This window comes from Coriobacterium glomerans PW2, assembly GCF_000195315.1.
GTDB classification, from domain to species: domain Bacteria; phylum Actinomycetota; class Coriobacteriia; order Coriobacteriales; family Coriobacteriaceae; genus Coriobacterium; species Coriobacterium glomerans.
The window spans coordinates 211,153-225,510 of the sequence record NC_015389.1 but is presented as its reverse complement, the minus strand read 5'-3'; the positions used below and the strand labels follow the sequence as shown (position 1 = coordinate 225,510).

Annotated in this window: 16 protein-coding genes; 1 reads left to right on the top strand and 15 read right to left on the bottom strand. The window is 61.8% G+C overall.

Annotation, left to right across the window (positions count from 1 at the left end):
• Nucleotides 1-276: 276 nt before the first annotated feature.
• The 3 genes from CORGL_RS01005 to CORGL_RS00995 form a co-directional block, all read right to left on the bottom strand.
• Nucleotides 277-1,677 carry a phosphohexomutase domain-containing protein gene (locus CORGL_RS01005; protein WP_013708066.1) on the bottom strand — a complete coding sequence of 467 codons (1,401 nt, stop codon included), beginning with the start codon at nt 1,675-1,677 and terminating at the stop codon, nt 277-279.
• An 87-nt stretch (nt 1,678-1,764) separates the two neighbouring features.
• Complete coding sequence (locus tag CORGL_RS01000) at nt 1,765-2,694, bottom strand: homocysteine S-methyltransferase family protein (protein WP_013708065.1); 930 nt, start codon at nt 2,692-2,694, stop codon at nt 1,765-1,767.
• 27 nt (nt 2,695-2,721) lie between these two features.
• Nucleotides 2,722-3,147, bottom strand: coding sequence for a metal-dependent transcriptional regulator (locus CORGL_RS00995; protein ID WP_013708064.1), 426 nt, complete (start codon nt 3,145-3,147; stop codon nt 2,722-2,724).
• Nucleotides 3,148-3,312: 165 nt separating this feature from the next.
• On the opposite strand from CORGL_RS00995, the gene pepT reads away from it, so the two are divergent.
• Nucleotides 3,313-4,563 carry a peptidase T gene (pepT, locus tag CORGL_RS00990; RefSeq protein ID WP_013708063.1) on the top strand — a complete coding sequence of 417 codons (1,251 nt, stop codon included), beginning with the start codon at nt 3,313-3,315 and terminating at the stop codon, nt 4,561-4,563.
• Between the two features lie 16 nt (nt 4,564-4,579).
• Here pepT and murA read toward each other — a convergent pair whose 3' ends face one another.
• The 12 genes from murA to rpiB form a co-directional block, all read right to left on the bottom strand.
• A complete protein-coding gene (gene murA / locus CORGL_RS00985; RefSeq protein ID WP_013708062.1) occupies nt 4,580-5,863 on the bottom strand; it encodes a UDP-N-acetylglucosamine 1-carboxyvinyltransferase in 1,284 nt (427 codons plus the stop codon).
• An 88-nt stretch (nt 5,864-5,951) separates the two neighbouring features.
• Complete coding sequence (gene atpC / locus CORGL_RS00980) at nt 5,952-6,344, bottom strand: ATP synthase F1 subunit epsilon (protein ID WP_013708061.1); 393 nt, start codon at nt 6,342-6,344, stop codon at nt 5,952-5,954.
• An 11-nt stretch (nt 6,345-6,355) separates the two neighbouring features.
• Nucleotides 6,356-7,810 carry a F0F1 ATP synthase subunit beta gene (gene atpD / locus CORGL_RS00975; RefSeq protein WP_013708060.1) on the bottom strand — a complete coding sequence of 485 codons (1,455 nt, stop codon included), beginning with the start codon at nt 7,808-7,810 and terminating at the stop codon, nt 6,356-6,358.
• Nucleotides 7,807-8,718: an ATP synthase F1 subunit gamma gene (gene atpG / locus CORGL_RS00970; RefSeq protein ID WP_013708059.1), complete on the bottom strand. Its 912-nt coding sequence runs from the start codon at nt 8,716-8,718 to the stop codon at nt 7,807-7,809. Before atpG ends, atpD begins: the two co-directional genes overlap by 4 nt.
• A 5-nt stretch (nt 8,719-8,723) precedes the next feature.
• Nucleotides 8,724-10,436 carry a F0F1 ATP synthase subunit alpha gene (gene atpA / locus CORGL_RS00965; RefSeq protein ID WP_013708058.1) on the bottom strand — a complete coding sequence of 571 codons (1,713 nt, stop codon included), beginning with the start codon at nt 10,434-10,436 and terminating at the stop codon, nt 8,724-8,726.
• On the bottom strand, nt 10,429-10,914 hold the full coding sequence (locus CORGL_RS00960) for a F0F1 ATP synthase subunit delta (protein WP_049777652.1): 486 nt from the start codon (nt 10,912-10,914) through the stop codon (nt 10,429-10,431). The genes atpA and CORGL_RS00960 overlap by 8 nt, the downstream gene beginning before the upstream one ends.
• Complete coding sequence (gene atpF / locus CORGL_RS00955) at nt 10,904-11,506, bottom strand: F0F1 ATP synthase subunit B (RefSeq protein WP_013708056.1); 603 nt, start codon at nt 11,504-11,506, stop codon at nt 10,904-10,906. Before atpF ends, CORGL_RS00960 begins: the two co-directional genes overlap by 11 nt.
• A gap of 40 nt (nt 11,507-11,546) precedes the next feature.
• Nucleotides 11,547-11,741 carry an ATP synthase subunit c family protein gene (locus CORGL_RS00950; RefSeq protein ID WP_013708055.1) on the bottom strand — a complete coding sequence of 65 codons (195 nt, stop codon included), beginning with the start codon at nt 11,739-11,741 and terminating at the stop codon, nt 11,547-11,549.
• Nucleotides 11,742-11,842: 101 nt separating this feature from the next.
• On the bottom strand, nt 11,843-12,640 hold the full coding sequence (gene atpB, locus CORGL_RS00945) for a F0F1 ATP synthase subunit A (RefSeq protein ID WP_013708054.1): 798 nt from the start codon (nt 12,638-12,640) through the stop codon (nt 11,843-11,845).
• Nucleotides 12,641-12,686: 46 nt separating this feature from the next.
• Nucleotides 12,687-13,058, bottom strand: coding sequence for a hypothetical protein (locus CORGL_RS00940; protein ID WP_041738464.1), 372 nt, complete (start codon nt 13,056-13,058; stop codon nt 12,687-12,689).
• Nucleotides 13,059-13,163: 105 nt separating this feature from the next.
• Nucleotides 13,164-13,817, bottom strand: a complete 654-nt coding sequence (gene upp, locus CORGL_RS00935) for a uracil phosphoribosyltransferase (RefSeq protein WP_013708052.1) — start codon at nt 13,815-13,817, stop codon at nt 13,164-13,166.
• Nucleotides 13,814-14,305, bottom strand: coding sequence for a ribose 5-phosphate isomerase B (rpiB, locus tag CORGL_RS00930; protein WP_013708051.1), 492 nt, complete (start codon nt 14,303-14,305; stop codon nt 13,814-13,816). Before rpiB ends, upp begins: the two co-directional genes overlap by 4 nt.
• Between the last annotated feature and the right edge of the window lie 53 nt (nt 14,306-14,358).

Genomic DNA, 14,358 nt, shown 5'->3' with positions numbered 1-14,358 from the left:
TCATAACATTTGAACAAAATGGTCTGTCTGTCCTGGCGGGACCGGCATCTCGCCGTGTCCCACCTCGCAGTATCCGGTTCTCAGGGTACCCGCCGCGGTCTCCCTCGCGTCAAGCTCGGGGCCACGCGGCAAGGAGATATAATGCCAGACTCGAGACCACAGAACAGCGTGTATTTTCGTGTTCACAAGTGCTCCACAAACAATCCCACCCGAAGGGTCCCCTGGGATTGCCTCCCGCGCGCCGATTCAGTGCTCCATACGAGCGAATCGGCGAGATCACGCGTCCAGATCACCCCGTGCGAGGTCGCATCCGACCTCTAGAAGCTCATCGCGCAGCTCGATGGTCGCGGCCTCAGCGTATACGCGAACGACCGGTTCGGCGCCACTCGGGCGGAGCAGCAGCCATGACTCGTCATCGAACTCAAGACGAAGGCCATCCATATGGCTGACATGGATCGGTGCCCTCCCCGCGACGCGCTTCGGGTTCAGCCCCGGAAGCAACGTGCGAAACGTCTCTATCACCTCCGCTTCGAGCCTCAGATCGCGGCGGGTGTAGAATGTGCTTCCGTAGACGCCCTCCATCTCCTCGACGAGCGCTCCGAGCGGCTTGTGGCTCATTGCCATCATCTCGCACAGCAGAAGGTTCACGAGAAGCCCGTCGCGCTCCGGCACATGCCAGGGGATGCCGATGCCCCCGGCCTCCTCCCCGCCGATCAGGACATCTCCCTTTCGCATCTCCTCGTATATATATCTGAACCCGACCGGCTTTATGGTCACACGACATCCGAGCGCTCGAGCGACTCTGCGCGTGAGAGCGGAAGCGGAGAGATTCAGGACGACCCTGCCGCTCTCGTTGCGATTTCTCACCAGGTGCGTGGCGAGCAGGGCGATGATCTTATGGGGGTTCACGAAACGGCCCCGCTCATCTATCGCGCCCACGCGATCGGCGTCACCATCGTTCACAAGGCCCGCATGCGCACCGAAGCGCAAAACGGCCTGTTCGCAGTCGTCGACCCACGGCTCGATCGGATCGGGATGAACCTCATCGACCTCATCATCGTTCTCCCCGTGGATCTCGGCGACCTCCACCCCGAGCTCGCCGAGAACCCGCGCTAGATAGCCGCGCGCTGATCCGTACATCGGGTCGCATACGATCTTGAGGTTCGCCCGCGAGATCGCATCGTGGTCCACGAGCCTCGCCAAGCTCTTCAGATACGGGGTCATGATATCGGCGCGACCGATGGGCCCGCGTCTCTCCGTGGGCTCGACCTCGATCATGCTCTCGAGCTCATCTGTGTTGTCGGAGGCCGCCGTGCCGCCATCGGCGTGACGCAGCTTTACCCCCAGGTAGTCTACCGGGCTATGCGAACCCGTGATCATGAAGCCGCCGCAGGCTCTGAGGTCATGCGCGACGGTCCAAGACAGGGCAGGCGTCGGAGCGCACCTATCGCTGACCTTGACGGCAAGTCCATGGCCTGCCAACACCTCTCCCGCCAGGCATGCGAAGCGCTCGGCACCCGGTCGCGTGTCAAAACCCACATAGGTAATGGCACCGGGAGCGCAGCGCGCCCAGAGTCTGCCGGCGGCATCCGCGATGCGCACGAGATTATCATCGTTGAAGTCGCCGTCGAGGCGAGCGCGCCAGCCATCTGTTCCGAAATGGATCATTGCACCCATAGAGCAAGCACCCCTCAAGCGATCCGTTCACCGTGCCGGATATCGAGCGCCGCGCCCGCGACCGCGCGGGACGCGAGGCGCGAGGCCTCATCGTCCGCGATCGAGAGCCTCCGCCAGCGAGGCGGTCGTTCGCGCGGTCGTGCCGCAGCAGCCTCCGATAAGATGCGCACCGCCCTCGATCCAACCTCGGCAGGCTCGTTCAAACGCCTCTGGATCCTCGGCCCAGATCAGACCCTTGTCATCGTCTCGAACGGGAACATCTCCGCCGGGACGAACCATGATCGGAGTTCGGGCAGCCCGGGCCATGCGACGAACTGCAGCGTTGGCGGCGTCGATCGAACAGCTGTTCACGCCTACAGCGGAGGCGCCGTGCTTCTCTGCAAACAGAATCGCGCCCTCGATGCTGAGACCGTCGCCCACCAGGTCCGCGGAACCGTCGATCGCGAAGCTCACGAGCAGCGGCATCCCATCTGCGACGTCACCCGCACCGAGAAGCGCGGGCTCCAAGTCCCGCACGGAGGTGAACGTCTCGAGCATGAGCGCATCGACCCCGCAGGCCAGCAGCGCATGCGCCTGCTCGCGATACGCGTCGCGCGCCCGACGGAACTCAGCCGATCTGACGGTCAGCCAATCGACTCCGCACGGTCCGATCGATCCGGCGAGATGCTGTGGGCACGCGACGCGCGCGCAATCGACTGCAGCACGATTGACCTGCTGCGCCGACGACGAGATCCCCGCGCGTCCGAGTGCGGGGGTGCTCGCCTGAAAGGTGTTCGTGATGAGTAGTTGAGCACCTGAGGCTGCGTAGAGCTCATGGATGCGCGAGACCTCTTGGGGCTCGACCTCATTCCAGTACGCAGCCGGAACATCCGAGGCGCCCTCCTCGCTCATGAGAACGCTGCCCATGGGGCCCTGAGCGAGCAGGACCTCATCCACAAGACGGGACATGAGCTCCTCCGCGCCTGAACGATTGTAGTAGGCCGTCTCGAAGTCGGCCTGAATCTCTGTGCTCGGCATGATGGGAATGCTCCTCATCTCCCTCGATCAGCTATCGACAACCACGATACCCTGTCTCTCGAGATAGCCCAGCCATCTGTCCATGGTATCCTCTGAAAGCGCATGCTCCATGAGGCACGCCTCCTCGTCGGCCCGCTCGAAGGAGACGCCGAGCTTTTGCGTGAGGAACGTTCGAAGCAGGCGATGACGGTACCATACGGCGCGACCGATGGCGCGACCCTGCTCGGTGAGCATGACCTTGCCGTAATGCGACTGCTCGACGAGCCCTTGCGCTTTGAGAGCGGCGACGGCCTTGTTGACCGAGGCCTTCGAGACATCCAGACGCAGCGCGATATCGACGGATCGGACCCCGTCCGCAGCAGAGCCCTCCTTCTCGATTCTGACGATGCACTCCAGGTAGTCCTCGTTGGCCATAGTCAGATTCAGCTCGTGCGAGCGCTCGGTGGTATCCATGAAAACCTCTTTCGTTGCGACTCAGATGATTCTACCTCAATAGCGAGCCGGGGGTGGCGCAGCCGGGCAGGCGCGCGCCGTCGTACCGAGTCCTTCGCGCTCCACAACTCACTCGTCTCGTGCTAGAGTAGCTAGCTGAACCCCTTTCAACGAAACGGAGAACCAATGAGCGACGCAGCCTCTCAGCAACCCGATGTTCTCGAGCGCTTCTTGCGATACGCGAGGATCGACACCCAATCAGCGGAGGAGCACAGCGATGAGGTGCCCTCGACTCCGGGTCAGTTCGAGCTGGCCCGCTTGCTCGCGCAGGAGCTGCGCGATCTCGGCGCTGCCGATGTCCGCGTGTCCGATCATGCCTACGTGACCGCGGCGATCCCGGCGAGCCCGGGTGCCGAGGCCCAGCCCGGCCTCGGCCTCGTCGCGCATATCGACACCTCTGAAAGCGCCCCCGGCGCGAACGTGTCACCTCACATCGTCAGGTATGAAGGCGGCGAGCTCGTGAGCGGCGCGGTCGGCAGCGATGTCATCTCGATCGGACCCGAGGAGGTCCCCGGACTGACCGAGCTCATCGGCGAGGATATCGTCGCGAGCGACGGCGCGACGCTTCTGGGGGCAGATGACAAGGCGGGCGTCGCCGAGATCATGGCGCTGGCGGCACGACTCATCGCGGAGCCGACCCTGCCTCACCCGCGCCTCGGCATCTGCTTTTGCCCCGATGAGGAGATCGGCCATGGTGCGAGCCTTCTGGACATCGAGGCCTTCGGATGCGCGTGGGCCTATACCGTGGACGGCGGGCCGATCGGCGAGCTCGAATGGGAATGCTTCAACGCCTGCAAGGCGACGGTCACGTTCCAGGGTCGCTCGATCCACCCCGGCGATGCAAAGGGAAGCATGGTCAACGCTTCCAACCTGTTCGTCGACTACCACAACCTTCTTCCGGTCGCGCAACGGCCCGAGCACACTGAGGGACACGAGGGATTCATATTCTTACGAGGCGTCTCCGCGACCTGCGAACACGCTGTCGCCAGGTACGAAGTGCGCGATCACGACGCGAAGCTGCTTGAGCGCAAGGTCGATCTGATGCGGCGCGCCGCAGCGTTCATAAACGAGCGAGAGGGCGAGCAGCGAGTGAGCATCTCGGTCGATGCTCAGTACCGCAATATGGCCGAGGTCATAGGAAAGCACCCCGAGCTGATAGAGTTGGCGAAAGAGGCGTTTGCGGCAGCGGGCGTCGAGGCGCGCGTCATCCCCGTTCGCGGAGGCACCGATGGGGCGCAGCTCTCCTTCCGAGGACTGCCCTGTCCCAACTTGTCAACGGGCGGTTACGCCTTCCACGGCGTGAACGAATTCATCCCCGTCTCGTCGCTCGTCAGAATGGTCGATGTGCTCACCGAACTCGTCGGGCGCTTCGCCTGAAGTGATCGCTCGCGCCTCATCCCTCGACGGGATCGGGAACCGTGGTGCGTGCGACCGCGGCACCGAGTGCCGCGAGCTTCTCGGTGAAGTGCTCATAGCCGCGGTCGATATGGTGGATCGATGAGACCTCGGTCGTACCCTCCGCAACAAGACCGGCGACGACCAAGGCGGCCCCACCGCGCAGATCGGGAGCGACGACTTGGGCCCCCGAGAGGTTGCCGACCCCATGGATGACGGCGTGATGGCTCTCGATGCGAATGTTTGCACCCATCCGCACGAGCTCTGAGGCGAACATGAAGCGGTTCTCGAAGATGTTCTCCGTTATGACGGACCCTCCACGTGCAAGAGCGGACAGGATCATGACCTGCGCTTGCATATCGGTCGGAAAGCCCGGGTAGGGCAATGTCTGAATGTCGACCGGTTCAAAGGCGGATGCACGTCGGATGCGCACGCCGTGATCGCAGCGGCGGTAGCTCACACCCATCAGCTCGAGCTTCTTGAGGACCATTCCGAGATGAGTCGGATTGAAGCCGACCACCTCGATGCCGGCTGCATCGGCCATGAGCGCGCCAGCGACGAGAAACGTACCCGCCTCGATCCGATCTCCGATCACGCGATGCTCGACAGGATGAAGCTCCGAGACTCCCTCGATCGTGACGACAGGCGTTCCCGCGCCCCTTACGCAGGCGCCCATCTCGTTCAGCATGGTAGCGAGATCGGTGATCTCGGGTTCGCACGCCGCATTGTCGATGATGGTCTCGCCTTTTGCACGTACAGCTGCCATGATCAGATTCTCGGTGGCACCGACGCTCGGAAAATCAAGAGCTACCGACGAGCCGACAAGGCCCTCCGTGGCTCTTGCGTGAATATAGCCGTGATCGGTGTCAAATGAGACACCAAGGGTTTCCAGACCCAGGATATGAAGATCGATCTTGCGCGCTCCGAGATTGCAGCCGCCTGGCATGGCGATCTTCGCCCGACCGAAGCGTCCGAGCAGGGGACCCATCACCGCTGTCGAGGCGCGCATCTGCGCCACGAGCTCATAGGGCGCCTCCCATGAATCGACCGCAGAGGTATCGATCTCGAGTGTGTGCTCGTCTATGACATCGATCTTGGCGCCTATTCCTTTTAGGACCTTGCCCATCACATGCACATCCGCTATATCGGGAACGTTGGTGAGCGTGGTCCTTCCGCAGGTGAGCAACGTGGCCGCCATGAGTTTGAGCGCAGAGTTCTTGGCACCCGATACCGAGACGGTGCCCCCGAGGGCGTGGCCGCCCTCTACGCGAATGATATCCAACATCTCTCCTTGTCGCCGCGCTGCGTCAAACCCTGTGACGTGACCGACGCTGAGCGCGGAATAGGCCTTCAGGCGGTGCGGGCGGCATCTAGGATGCCAGAAGGAGCTTGCACCATGAGATCTTATTATAGAGGTAGGCACGGTGGGCGTCATCGCTTTCGAGCCCGTCCAGCTGATCCTCAAAATCGCGAAGATGGGCAGAGACATCATCCTTGTCGACGGTCGCCAGATCGACTGCGCGATCGGCGAGCACGATGATCGCGTCATCGGCGATCTCGACGTATCCGCTCAGCACCGCGAAGGTATGATCGATCCTCCCCATCGTCTCATCAGATACGCGAACGTAACCCGCTCTGATCGTCGCGATCTCGTTGGAGTGACTCGGCAGCACGCCGATCTCGCCATCCGAGGCCGGAACGGCGACAAAGGCCGCATCGCCCTCGTAGATGAGCATCTCGGGCCCCACGATTCTGATTCTCATGGCGCGATCCACTACTTCGCCCCCATCTTCGCAGCGCGCTCGCGCACGTCATCAAGGGTGCCGGCGAAACGAAAGGCTTGCTCGGGAAGATCATCGACATCGCCGTTGACGATGGCGGCAAATGAGTCGACCGTGTCTTCGACGCGAACGTAGACTCCGGGGTTGCCGGTGAACTTCTCCGCGACATGGAACGACTGCGAGAGGAACTGCTGAATCTTGCGTGCGCGGTTCACGGTCGTGCGCTGCTCATCGGACAGCTCATCCATACCCAAGATCGCTATGATGTCCTGCAGGTCGGCGTATTGCTGCAACAGCTCCTGGACCTTGGAGGCAACGCTGTAGTGGCGCTCCCCGACGATATCGGGATCGAGCGCGTCGGAAGTCGAGGCCAACGGATCTATCGCGGGGTACAGACCGAGCGATGCGATATTGCGGGAAAGCACGGTTGTGGAATCGAGGTGCGTGAAGGTCGTTGCGGGCGCGGGATCGGTGAGATCATCGGCCGGGACGTAAACGGCCTGAACCGATGTGATGGACCCCGTCTTCGTGGAAGTGATGCGCTCCTGGAGATCTCCCATCTCGGTCGCGAGAGTCGGCTGGTAGCCCACTGCGGAGGGCATCCGCCCCAACAGGGCGGAGACCTCCGAGCCAGCCTGCGAGAAACGAAAGATGTTGTCGATGAACAGCAGAACATCCTGTCCCCGGTCACGGAAGTATTCCGCGGTCGTCAGGCCCGCGAGCCCCACTCGAAGGCGCGCTCCCGGCGGCTCGTTCATCTGCCCGTACACAAGGCAGGTCTTGTCCAAGACGCCGGATTCCTTCATCTCGAGATATAGATCGGTGCCCTCGCGCGTGCGCTCTCCGACGCCGGTGAACACCGAGGTTCCACCATGCTGCTGCGCGAGATTGTAGATGAGCTCTTGGATGAGCACCGTCTTGCCTACTCCCGCGCCGCCGAACAAACCGGTCTTGCCACCGCGAATATAGGGCTCGAGCAGATCGACCGCCTTGATGCCGGTTTCAAAGATCTCCATGTTCGTCGTCAGCTCGTCGAAGGTCGGAGCAGCGTGATGAATCGGATAGCGCTCCTCTATCTGCCCGGCGGGTTTTCCGTCAACGGGCTCTCCGAGCACGTTCCAGATCCTGCCCAGCGTGGCCTGACCGACCGGCATCTTCATGGGTTCTCCGGTGTCCTGCACCCGCAAGCCGCGACGCAGGCCATCGGTCGAGGTCATCGCAACCGTGCGCACGACGCTACCGGGCAGCTGCATCTCGACTTCCAAAACGGTGCTGATATGCCCGATCGGCGTGTCCGCGTCGATCGTGAGCGCATTGTAGATCGTTGGAACCACGTCGTCGAATTTGACGTCGACGACAGGCCCGATGATGCGAACGATCCGCCCCTCCCCGGCGGTGCGTCGCACGCCGGCATCCTTGATCGCGGTCTTGACGGTAGTATCGGTCATTGCTGCTCCTCCAATGCTGAGGCCCCGCCGACGATCTCATTGATCTCGGTGGTGATCGAGGCTTGGCGCACGCGGTTGTAGGTATGCGACAGCGTTGAGATGATCGCTGTGGCGTTCTCTGTAGCCGAGTGCATCGCCGTGCGACGAGCCCCCTGCTCTGCCGCTGCGGAATCGATCAGGGCCTGATGGACAACGGTCAGGACGTACGAGGGGATCAGCTCCCCGAGCACGCGCTCCGCTGAGGGGACGAATGTAAACGACGCCTGGAGACGCTTGGGGCCCTCGTTGGCGTTCTTTCTGGGGCCGTGCGCCATGGCGAGCATCTCAGGATCAAGCGGCAGCAGCCGCTCGCAACGAAGCTGCTGGACGACGCGGTTGCGAGCATGATGGTAGACGACCTCCACCTGATCTATCTGCTCCGAGGCGTACCCGTCGCAGATATAGCTGGCAATCATGCGCGCCTGCTCAAGCGTCGGGTCAGCCGAGCTGCCCGTGAAGTTCATGACGACATCAGCCCGGGAGCCGAAGTACTCGCTCGGCTTGCGGCCGCAGGTGATGATCTCTGTGTCGATGCCGCGCCGACCCCAGTCGCTCATGATCTGCTCGACCGAGCGCACGACGCCGACATTGAATCCGCCCGCGAGACCGCGATCCGATGCGACGGCGACCACAAGACCGCGCTTGACGGATTCACGCGGACGCATCAAGGCGTTGTTGCCCGCACTCTGCGCGTCTTGGGCGACCGTGAGCATCACGTCGGTGAGCGCCTTCTTATAGGGCTCGGCTCGCCGGGCGCGGTCGAGCGCGCGACGGATCTTCGCGGTGGAGACCATCTCCATCGTACGGGTTATCTGCATCGTGCTCGAGATCGAGGAGATGCGCTTCTTTATGTCGCGGAGGTTCGCCATGAGCCCTAGCTCTTCTCGGAATCTGCATCGGCCGAAGCGTCCTTTTGCACGCGACCGGATTCTGTCCGAGCGCTCCCATCCGCGGACCCACCTTGCGACTCGGCGGCGTGCTTCGAGCAGAAGTCCTTCTTGAAGTCGGCGATAGCCTGTTTGAGCCGATTCTCCAGATCCCCTTGGATCTTTTTATCTCGCAGCTCGTTGAGCAGCGGACCGAAGGCGGCATCCAGGTGCCTCACGAGATCATCGCGAAAGCTCGTCACCTGAGCGATGGGCAGATCGTCAACAAAGCCCTCGTTACCGGCAAAGAGCGCGGCGATCTGGTCAACGACATCAAGTGGCTTGAAGCGGGGCTGCTTGAGCAGCTCGGTCATGTGCGAACCATGCGTGAGCTGCTTTTGCGTCGCGCTATCGAGATCGCTTCCAAACTGCGCGAATCCCGCGAGCTCCTGATAGGAAGCGAGATCGAGTCTGAGCGAACCCGAGACCTGCTTCATGGCCTTCGTCTGCGCGGCTCCGCCGACACGCGACACCGAGATGCCGACATCCACTGCCGGCCGCTGCCCCTGGTGGAACAGCTCGCTTTGCAGATAGATCTGACCGTCGGTGATCGAGATCACATTCGTCGGGATATAGGCCGAAACATCGCCATCCTGCGTCTCGATGAGCGGAAGCGCCGTCATGGAACCGAAGCCGTTCTCCTCGGAAAGCTTGCAGGCGCGCTCCAGCAGACGGGAATGCAGATAGAAAATATCACCGGGATACGCCTCGCGTCCGGGTGGACGACGCAGGGTCAGTGACATCTGACGGTAGGCGACCGCCTGCTTGGACAGGTCGTCGTAGATGATGAGCACGTGTCCGCCATGGTTATCCGCCGAAGCGGGCCTGTCATCCTCACCGTTGTACATGAAGAACTCACCGATTGCAGCACCGGCCATAGGGGCGATGTACTGCATCGGAGCGGAATCAGCCGCCGTGGCCGAAACGATGACGGTGTAATCGAGAGCATCATGGGCCGCAAGCGTCGCTCGGATGTTGGCAACGGTCGATGCCTTCTGACCGATGGCGACGTAGATGCAGATCATATCCTTGCCGCGCTGATTGATGATCGCGTCCACGGCGATCGAGGTCTTGCCGGTCTTGCGATCGCCGATGATGAGCTCGCGCTGCCCGCGACCGATGGGAATCATGGAGTCGATTGCAAGCAGACCGGTCTGAACGGGTTCGGAAACCGGTGTGCGCGCGATGACGCCGGGCGCCTTGAACTCGATGGGACGCCGATGGGTCGTCACGATATCGGGACCGCCATCGATGGGCTGGCCGAGCGAGTTGACGACGCGGCCGAGCATCGAGCGGCCGACCGGGATATCCATGATCCTGCCGGTGGTGCGGCACTCATCGCCTTCGCGGATGAGGGAGACCTCGCCGAACAGGACGGCGCCCACCTCGTTGCGATCGAGGTTCTGCGCCAGACCGAAGACCGTCTGTCCGGTCTCATCGCTCTTGAACTCGAGCAGCTCGCCTGACATCGCGCTGCGAAGACCCGATACCCGCGCGATGCCATCCCCGACCTCGTCGACGACCGAGACCTCCTGAGTATCGACCGCCGCGGTGAGCGTGTCGAGTCGCTCGGAGAGCTCGCGTGCGATCGTCTCGGCGTTGATCTTGCCTGTGTTGACGCTGCTCGCATCAATGCTTTTAGCCTTCATGGAATCAGGCATGCTCAGCGTCACCTCCGTTCTTCGATTTGGCGCCGCCGAGAATACTTCGAGCGGCGCGAAGCTGCGTTCTCACCGAAATATCGCGTCGCTCTCCGCGTGCCTCGATGACGATGCCGCCGATGATCGAGGGATCGATCTTTTCGATGAGATAGACCCTCTTGCCGAAATCTTCCTCGCACTTCTTCGTGATGATCGCGCGAAGATCGTCATCGATCTCGATGGCCGTCGTCACCGTGACACCGACGATGTCGACCTCCTCCTCTGTCATGGAGCGATACATCTCCGCGACACGGGGAAGAAGATCGAGCTGATCGCGGTCGAACATGGCACCGACGATAGCGAGCACCTCGCGCGAGGCGCCGGCGAGCACCTCGAGTTCATGCAGATCGCGAAATACGTGATCTTCCGCCTTCGCCGCCTCGATGAGCGAGCGCGCGTAGGTCTCGAGCACCCGATTCTCCATACGGCTAGTCGGCATTCAGGCTACCCGCTTCCTTGATGTAGTGCTCGATGAGCCGGCGCTGCTCGCCGTCCTCATCGAGCGTCCTGCCGACGATCTTGGATGCGACCGAGACGGACAGCTCGGCTATGGAGTCCGCAGCGCTCGCATAGAGGGCGCCTCGCTCCTCCTCGGCGTTCGCATGCGCCTTGGCGATGATGTCTTGCGCCTCAGCGTGCGCCTGCGCCTGGATGCGCGCTCGCTCCGCCTCGGCGTCCCTGCGAGCCTCGAGTACGATATCGGCCGCTTGGCGGCGGGCGTCGACGACAAGATCATCGGATGTCTTCCGGTCGGCGATCGCCTTCTGCTTGGTCTTCTCCGCCTCATCCAAGCTCGCTTTGATGCGCGCGCCGCGCTCTTCCATCATGGAGAGGATCTTCGGCCAGGCGAACTTGGCGAGCGCGATCCAGATGACAAGGAAGACGAACAGCGACGCGAAGAACTCCGCAGGCTTGGGAATGAGGATGTCAACCTTGTCGGAGGACTCCTCCGCCCAAGCGGACGCCGGCATCGCGCATGAGAACCAGCTCAAAGCGACTGCGACGGTCATGACGCGTTTCATGAATTTCATGTTCTGCTCCTTCTGGAACAACATACGGATTCCGTGAGGATCAGCGCACGATGAGCGCTACGACGAAGCCGATGAGGGCCAGCGCCTCGGTGAACGCGGATGCCAGGATGAAGACGGTGAAGACGCGTCCTTGCACCTCCGGCTGACGAGCCATCGCGCTCGCGGCACCCATAGCCGCAAGACCGATCGCGATGCCGGCTCCGATGACGCCGAGACCAAATCCGATTACTCCCACGATTCCTCCTTTGACGTGCGCTGTCGCGCATGCTTCTCCGAAATATCGCCAAAACGCACAGCCCTGGGCGGCGCGTCCTGAACACAACCTGACAGGCGAACTCAGTGCTCGTCTGCTTCCGCGATCTGAATGTAGACGGCGGAGAGCACGGTGAACACGTATGCCTGAACGAACGCAACGATGAGTTCCACAGCGTAGATGATCAAAAGAATGGCAAGCCAACCGATGCTTGTAAGCGACCAGCCGGCGACTACCAGACTGAAGTGAGTGAACACGGGCTCGATGAACAGGGATGCGAGTATCGCGAAGGATCCCATCACGACATGGCCGGCAAACATATTGCAGAACAGTCGGACAGCGAGCGTGACGAGCCGCAAGATCAATGAGAGCAGCTCGATGACCCACACGAGCAGGTTCATGGGAAAACCGACGCCGGCTGGAGCAAGGCTCTTGATATAGCCCCAGACGCCATGCTTCTTCACGCCGAAGTAGATGAAGTAGACAAACGAGATGAGCGCGACTGCCGCGGTGCAGCCTATGGCACCGGTGCCGGGCTTGGCACCCGGAATGAGCCCTATGAAGTTGTTGACGAGGATGAAGAGAAACAGCGTGGCGAGAAACGGAAAATGGTGACGCCACGTGGAGCCGACGACGCCTTTGGCCACATCGTTCTCAACATACTCCACGATGGACTCGACACCGTTGACGAACACGCCCTTCGGGACCAACGTCTGCTTCTTCAAAAAAACCGCGACGATGATGACGAACACGGCCGCTGAGACAAGGAGCCAAAACGAGTACTGGGTCAGACCTACATCCAGATTCCCGACGACCGGCGTCGACGAGAACTCGGAAACCAGCTGAGAAATCTCACCGGGCAACTTGGTAAGTGCATCCAAGATTCCACCTCTCCCGCGCTTCGAGCGAACCCCGTCGCAGCGCTACCTAACCTTTGCGAACCATCACCCACGCGGCGGCACATGCCCAACAGGCGATAAACCCAACGAGCTCACCGGCCACGAACGCGAGTATCTGTTCTTCGAACAGCGAATACCCGAGAAGCGTCGCGATGACGAGCATGGCTGTCGACAGGCAAATCACCAAAAGACCCCTGCCGATTCGGGCGGTGCCACCACCGAGCGCTTCGCGAATCTCCCGCAACAGCGGGATGAACGCGCAGACACCCGCAACGACCCCGGCGCAGCCGAGACAGCCGCACCCAATGAGATCACAGGCTGCCACAGTACCAACGATCATGACGACCTCGGATCTCCGAGCGATGAGAACGGTGCCGACGGGTATGTACGCGTCGCTCAATCATTGTAGGCGTCCCGCACAAAATTTCAATCCTTTAGATGCCCATCCGAAGCGTCGAGATGGTCAAAATGCATAAAACGTCATTGGACCAGCAGGTGAGATCGGTCATAGCGTTCCGAATATGCGGTCTCCGGCATCCCCCAGACCCGGAACGATATAGGCGGAGGCGTTCAGCCCGTCATCGACTGCACATGTGAATATCCTCACCTCCGCGTCAGCTTTCAGTACGGCGTCAAGACCCTCCGGGGCTGACACGATCGAAAGCAGCCGCACGTCTTGGACGCGCTGCGCTCTGAGGTACTCGAGAGCGGACAGCGCCGAGCCGCCGGTTGCAAGCATGGGATCGACGAGCAGGCATATTCTTTGCTCCACGTCAGCGGGGAGCTTGCAGTAGTACTCATGAGGCCTGTGCGTTCGCTCGTCGCGATACATGCCGATGTGACCGACACGCGCCGCAGGGACCAGCTCGAGCAGGCCGTCGACCATACCGAGGCCGGCGCGCAGGATCGGGATGATCGCGAGCTTGCGTCCCGTGAGCCGGCGACACACCGCCTGGCAGATAGGTGTCTGTATCTCTGTCTGCTCCAGCGGGAGATCCCGGGTCGCCTCGTAGCCCTCGAACATGGCGAGTTCCCGGACGAGGTCGCGAAACTGCTTGGTTCCCGTCGCCGTGTCGCGCAAGATGGAGAGCTTGTGCTGGACCAGCGGATGATCGATCAGCGTCACCCGAGAGCGGTCGTAGTCGATGACGTCGCTCATGCGTCGCACCGCCTGTTGCCCGCGGCTGAGCCCGCACCCCTTTTGCCGGTCTCATCGATTCGCATGATCTTGTCGACTCGCTCGGCGTGGCGGCCTCCCTCGAAATCCGTCTCGAGAAAGACCTTGACGATCTCCTCGTTCACCTCGAGATCGATGAAGCGGCCTGAGAGACCTATCACGTTGCCGTCGTTATGGCGACGGAACAGAGCGGCGAACTCGGGTGTGGTGATCGAACTCGCGCGGATGCCGGCGACCTTATCGGCTGCGAGCGCGACGCCGATACCGGTGCCGCACAGCAAAACGCCGCGCTGCGCCTGTTCAGACGCTACGGCGCGCGCGACCTTCTCTGCGAAATCGGGGTAGTCCACCCTCTCCGCGGTCTCAGGGCCGAGGTCGACGACGTCGCATCCGAGCTCCTCCGACAGATACCTGTGAAGGGCCTGCTTCTGATCGAATCCAGCGTGATCGGACGCAAGGGCTACGCGCATAACGGTTCCTTTCATCGATGGGCGGACGGCGGGGCGCATCGCGATGCACATAG

What these genes read in the sequence shown, in the direction of transcription:
- CORGL_RS01000 (WP_013708065.1), bottom strand. Translation starts at nt 2,694, where the DNA reads ATGCCGAGCACAGAGATTCAGGCCGACTTCGAGACGGCCTACTACAAT.
- atpF (WP_013708056.1), bottom strand. Translation starts at nt 11,506, where the DNA reads ATGAAATTCATGAAACGCGTCATGACCGTCGCAGTCGCTTTGAGCTGG.
- atpA (WP_013708058.1), bottom strand. Translation starts at nt 10,436, where the DNA reads ATGCCTGATTCCATGAAGGCTAAAAGCATTGATGCGAGCAGCGTCAAC.
- atpG (WP_013708059.1), bottom strand. Translation starts at nt 8,718, where the DNA reads ATGGCGAACCTCCGCGACATAAAGAAGCGCATCTCCTCGATCTCGAGC.
- upp (WP_013708052.1), bottom strand. Translation starts at nt 13,817, where the DNA reads ATGAGCGACGTCATCGACTACGACCGCTCTCGGGTGACGCTGATCGAT.
- atpC (WP_013708061.1), bottom strand. Translation starts at nt 6,344, where the DNA reads ATGAGAATCAGAATCGTGGGGCCCGAGATGCTCATCTACGAGGGCGAT.
- CORGL_RS00960 (WP_049777652.1), bottom strand. Translation starts at nt 10,914, where the DNA reads ATGCCGACTAGCCGTATGGAGAATCGGGTGCTCGAGACCTACGCGCGC.
- rpiB (WP_013708051.1), bottom strand. Translation starts at nt 14,305, where the DNA reads ATGCGCGTAGCCCTTGCGTCCGATCACGCTGGATTCGATCAGAAGCAG.
- atpD (WP_013708060.1), bottom strand. Translation starts at nt 7,810, where the DNA reads ATGACCGATACTACCGTCAAGACCGCGATCAAGGATGCCGGCGTGCGA.
- CORGL_RS00995 (WP_013708064.1), bottom strand. Translation starts at nt 3,147, where the DNA reads ATGGATACCACCGAGCGCTCGCACGAGCTGAATCTGACTATGGCCAAC.
- CORGL_RS01005 (WP_013708066.1), bottom strand. Translation starts at nt 1,677, where the DNA reads ATGGGTGCAATGATCCATTTCGGAACAGATGGCTGGCGCGCTCGCCTC.
- pepT (WP_013708063.1), top strand. Translation starts at nt 3,313, where the DNA reads ATGAGCGACGCAGCCTCTCAGCAACCCGATGTTCTCGAGCGCTTCTTG.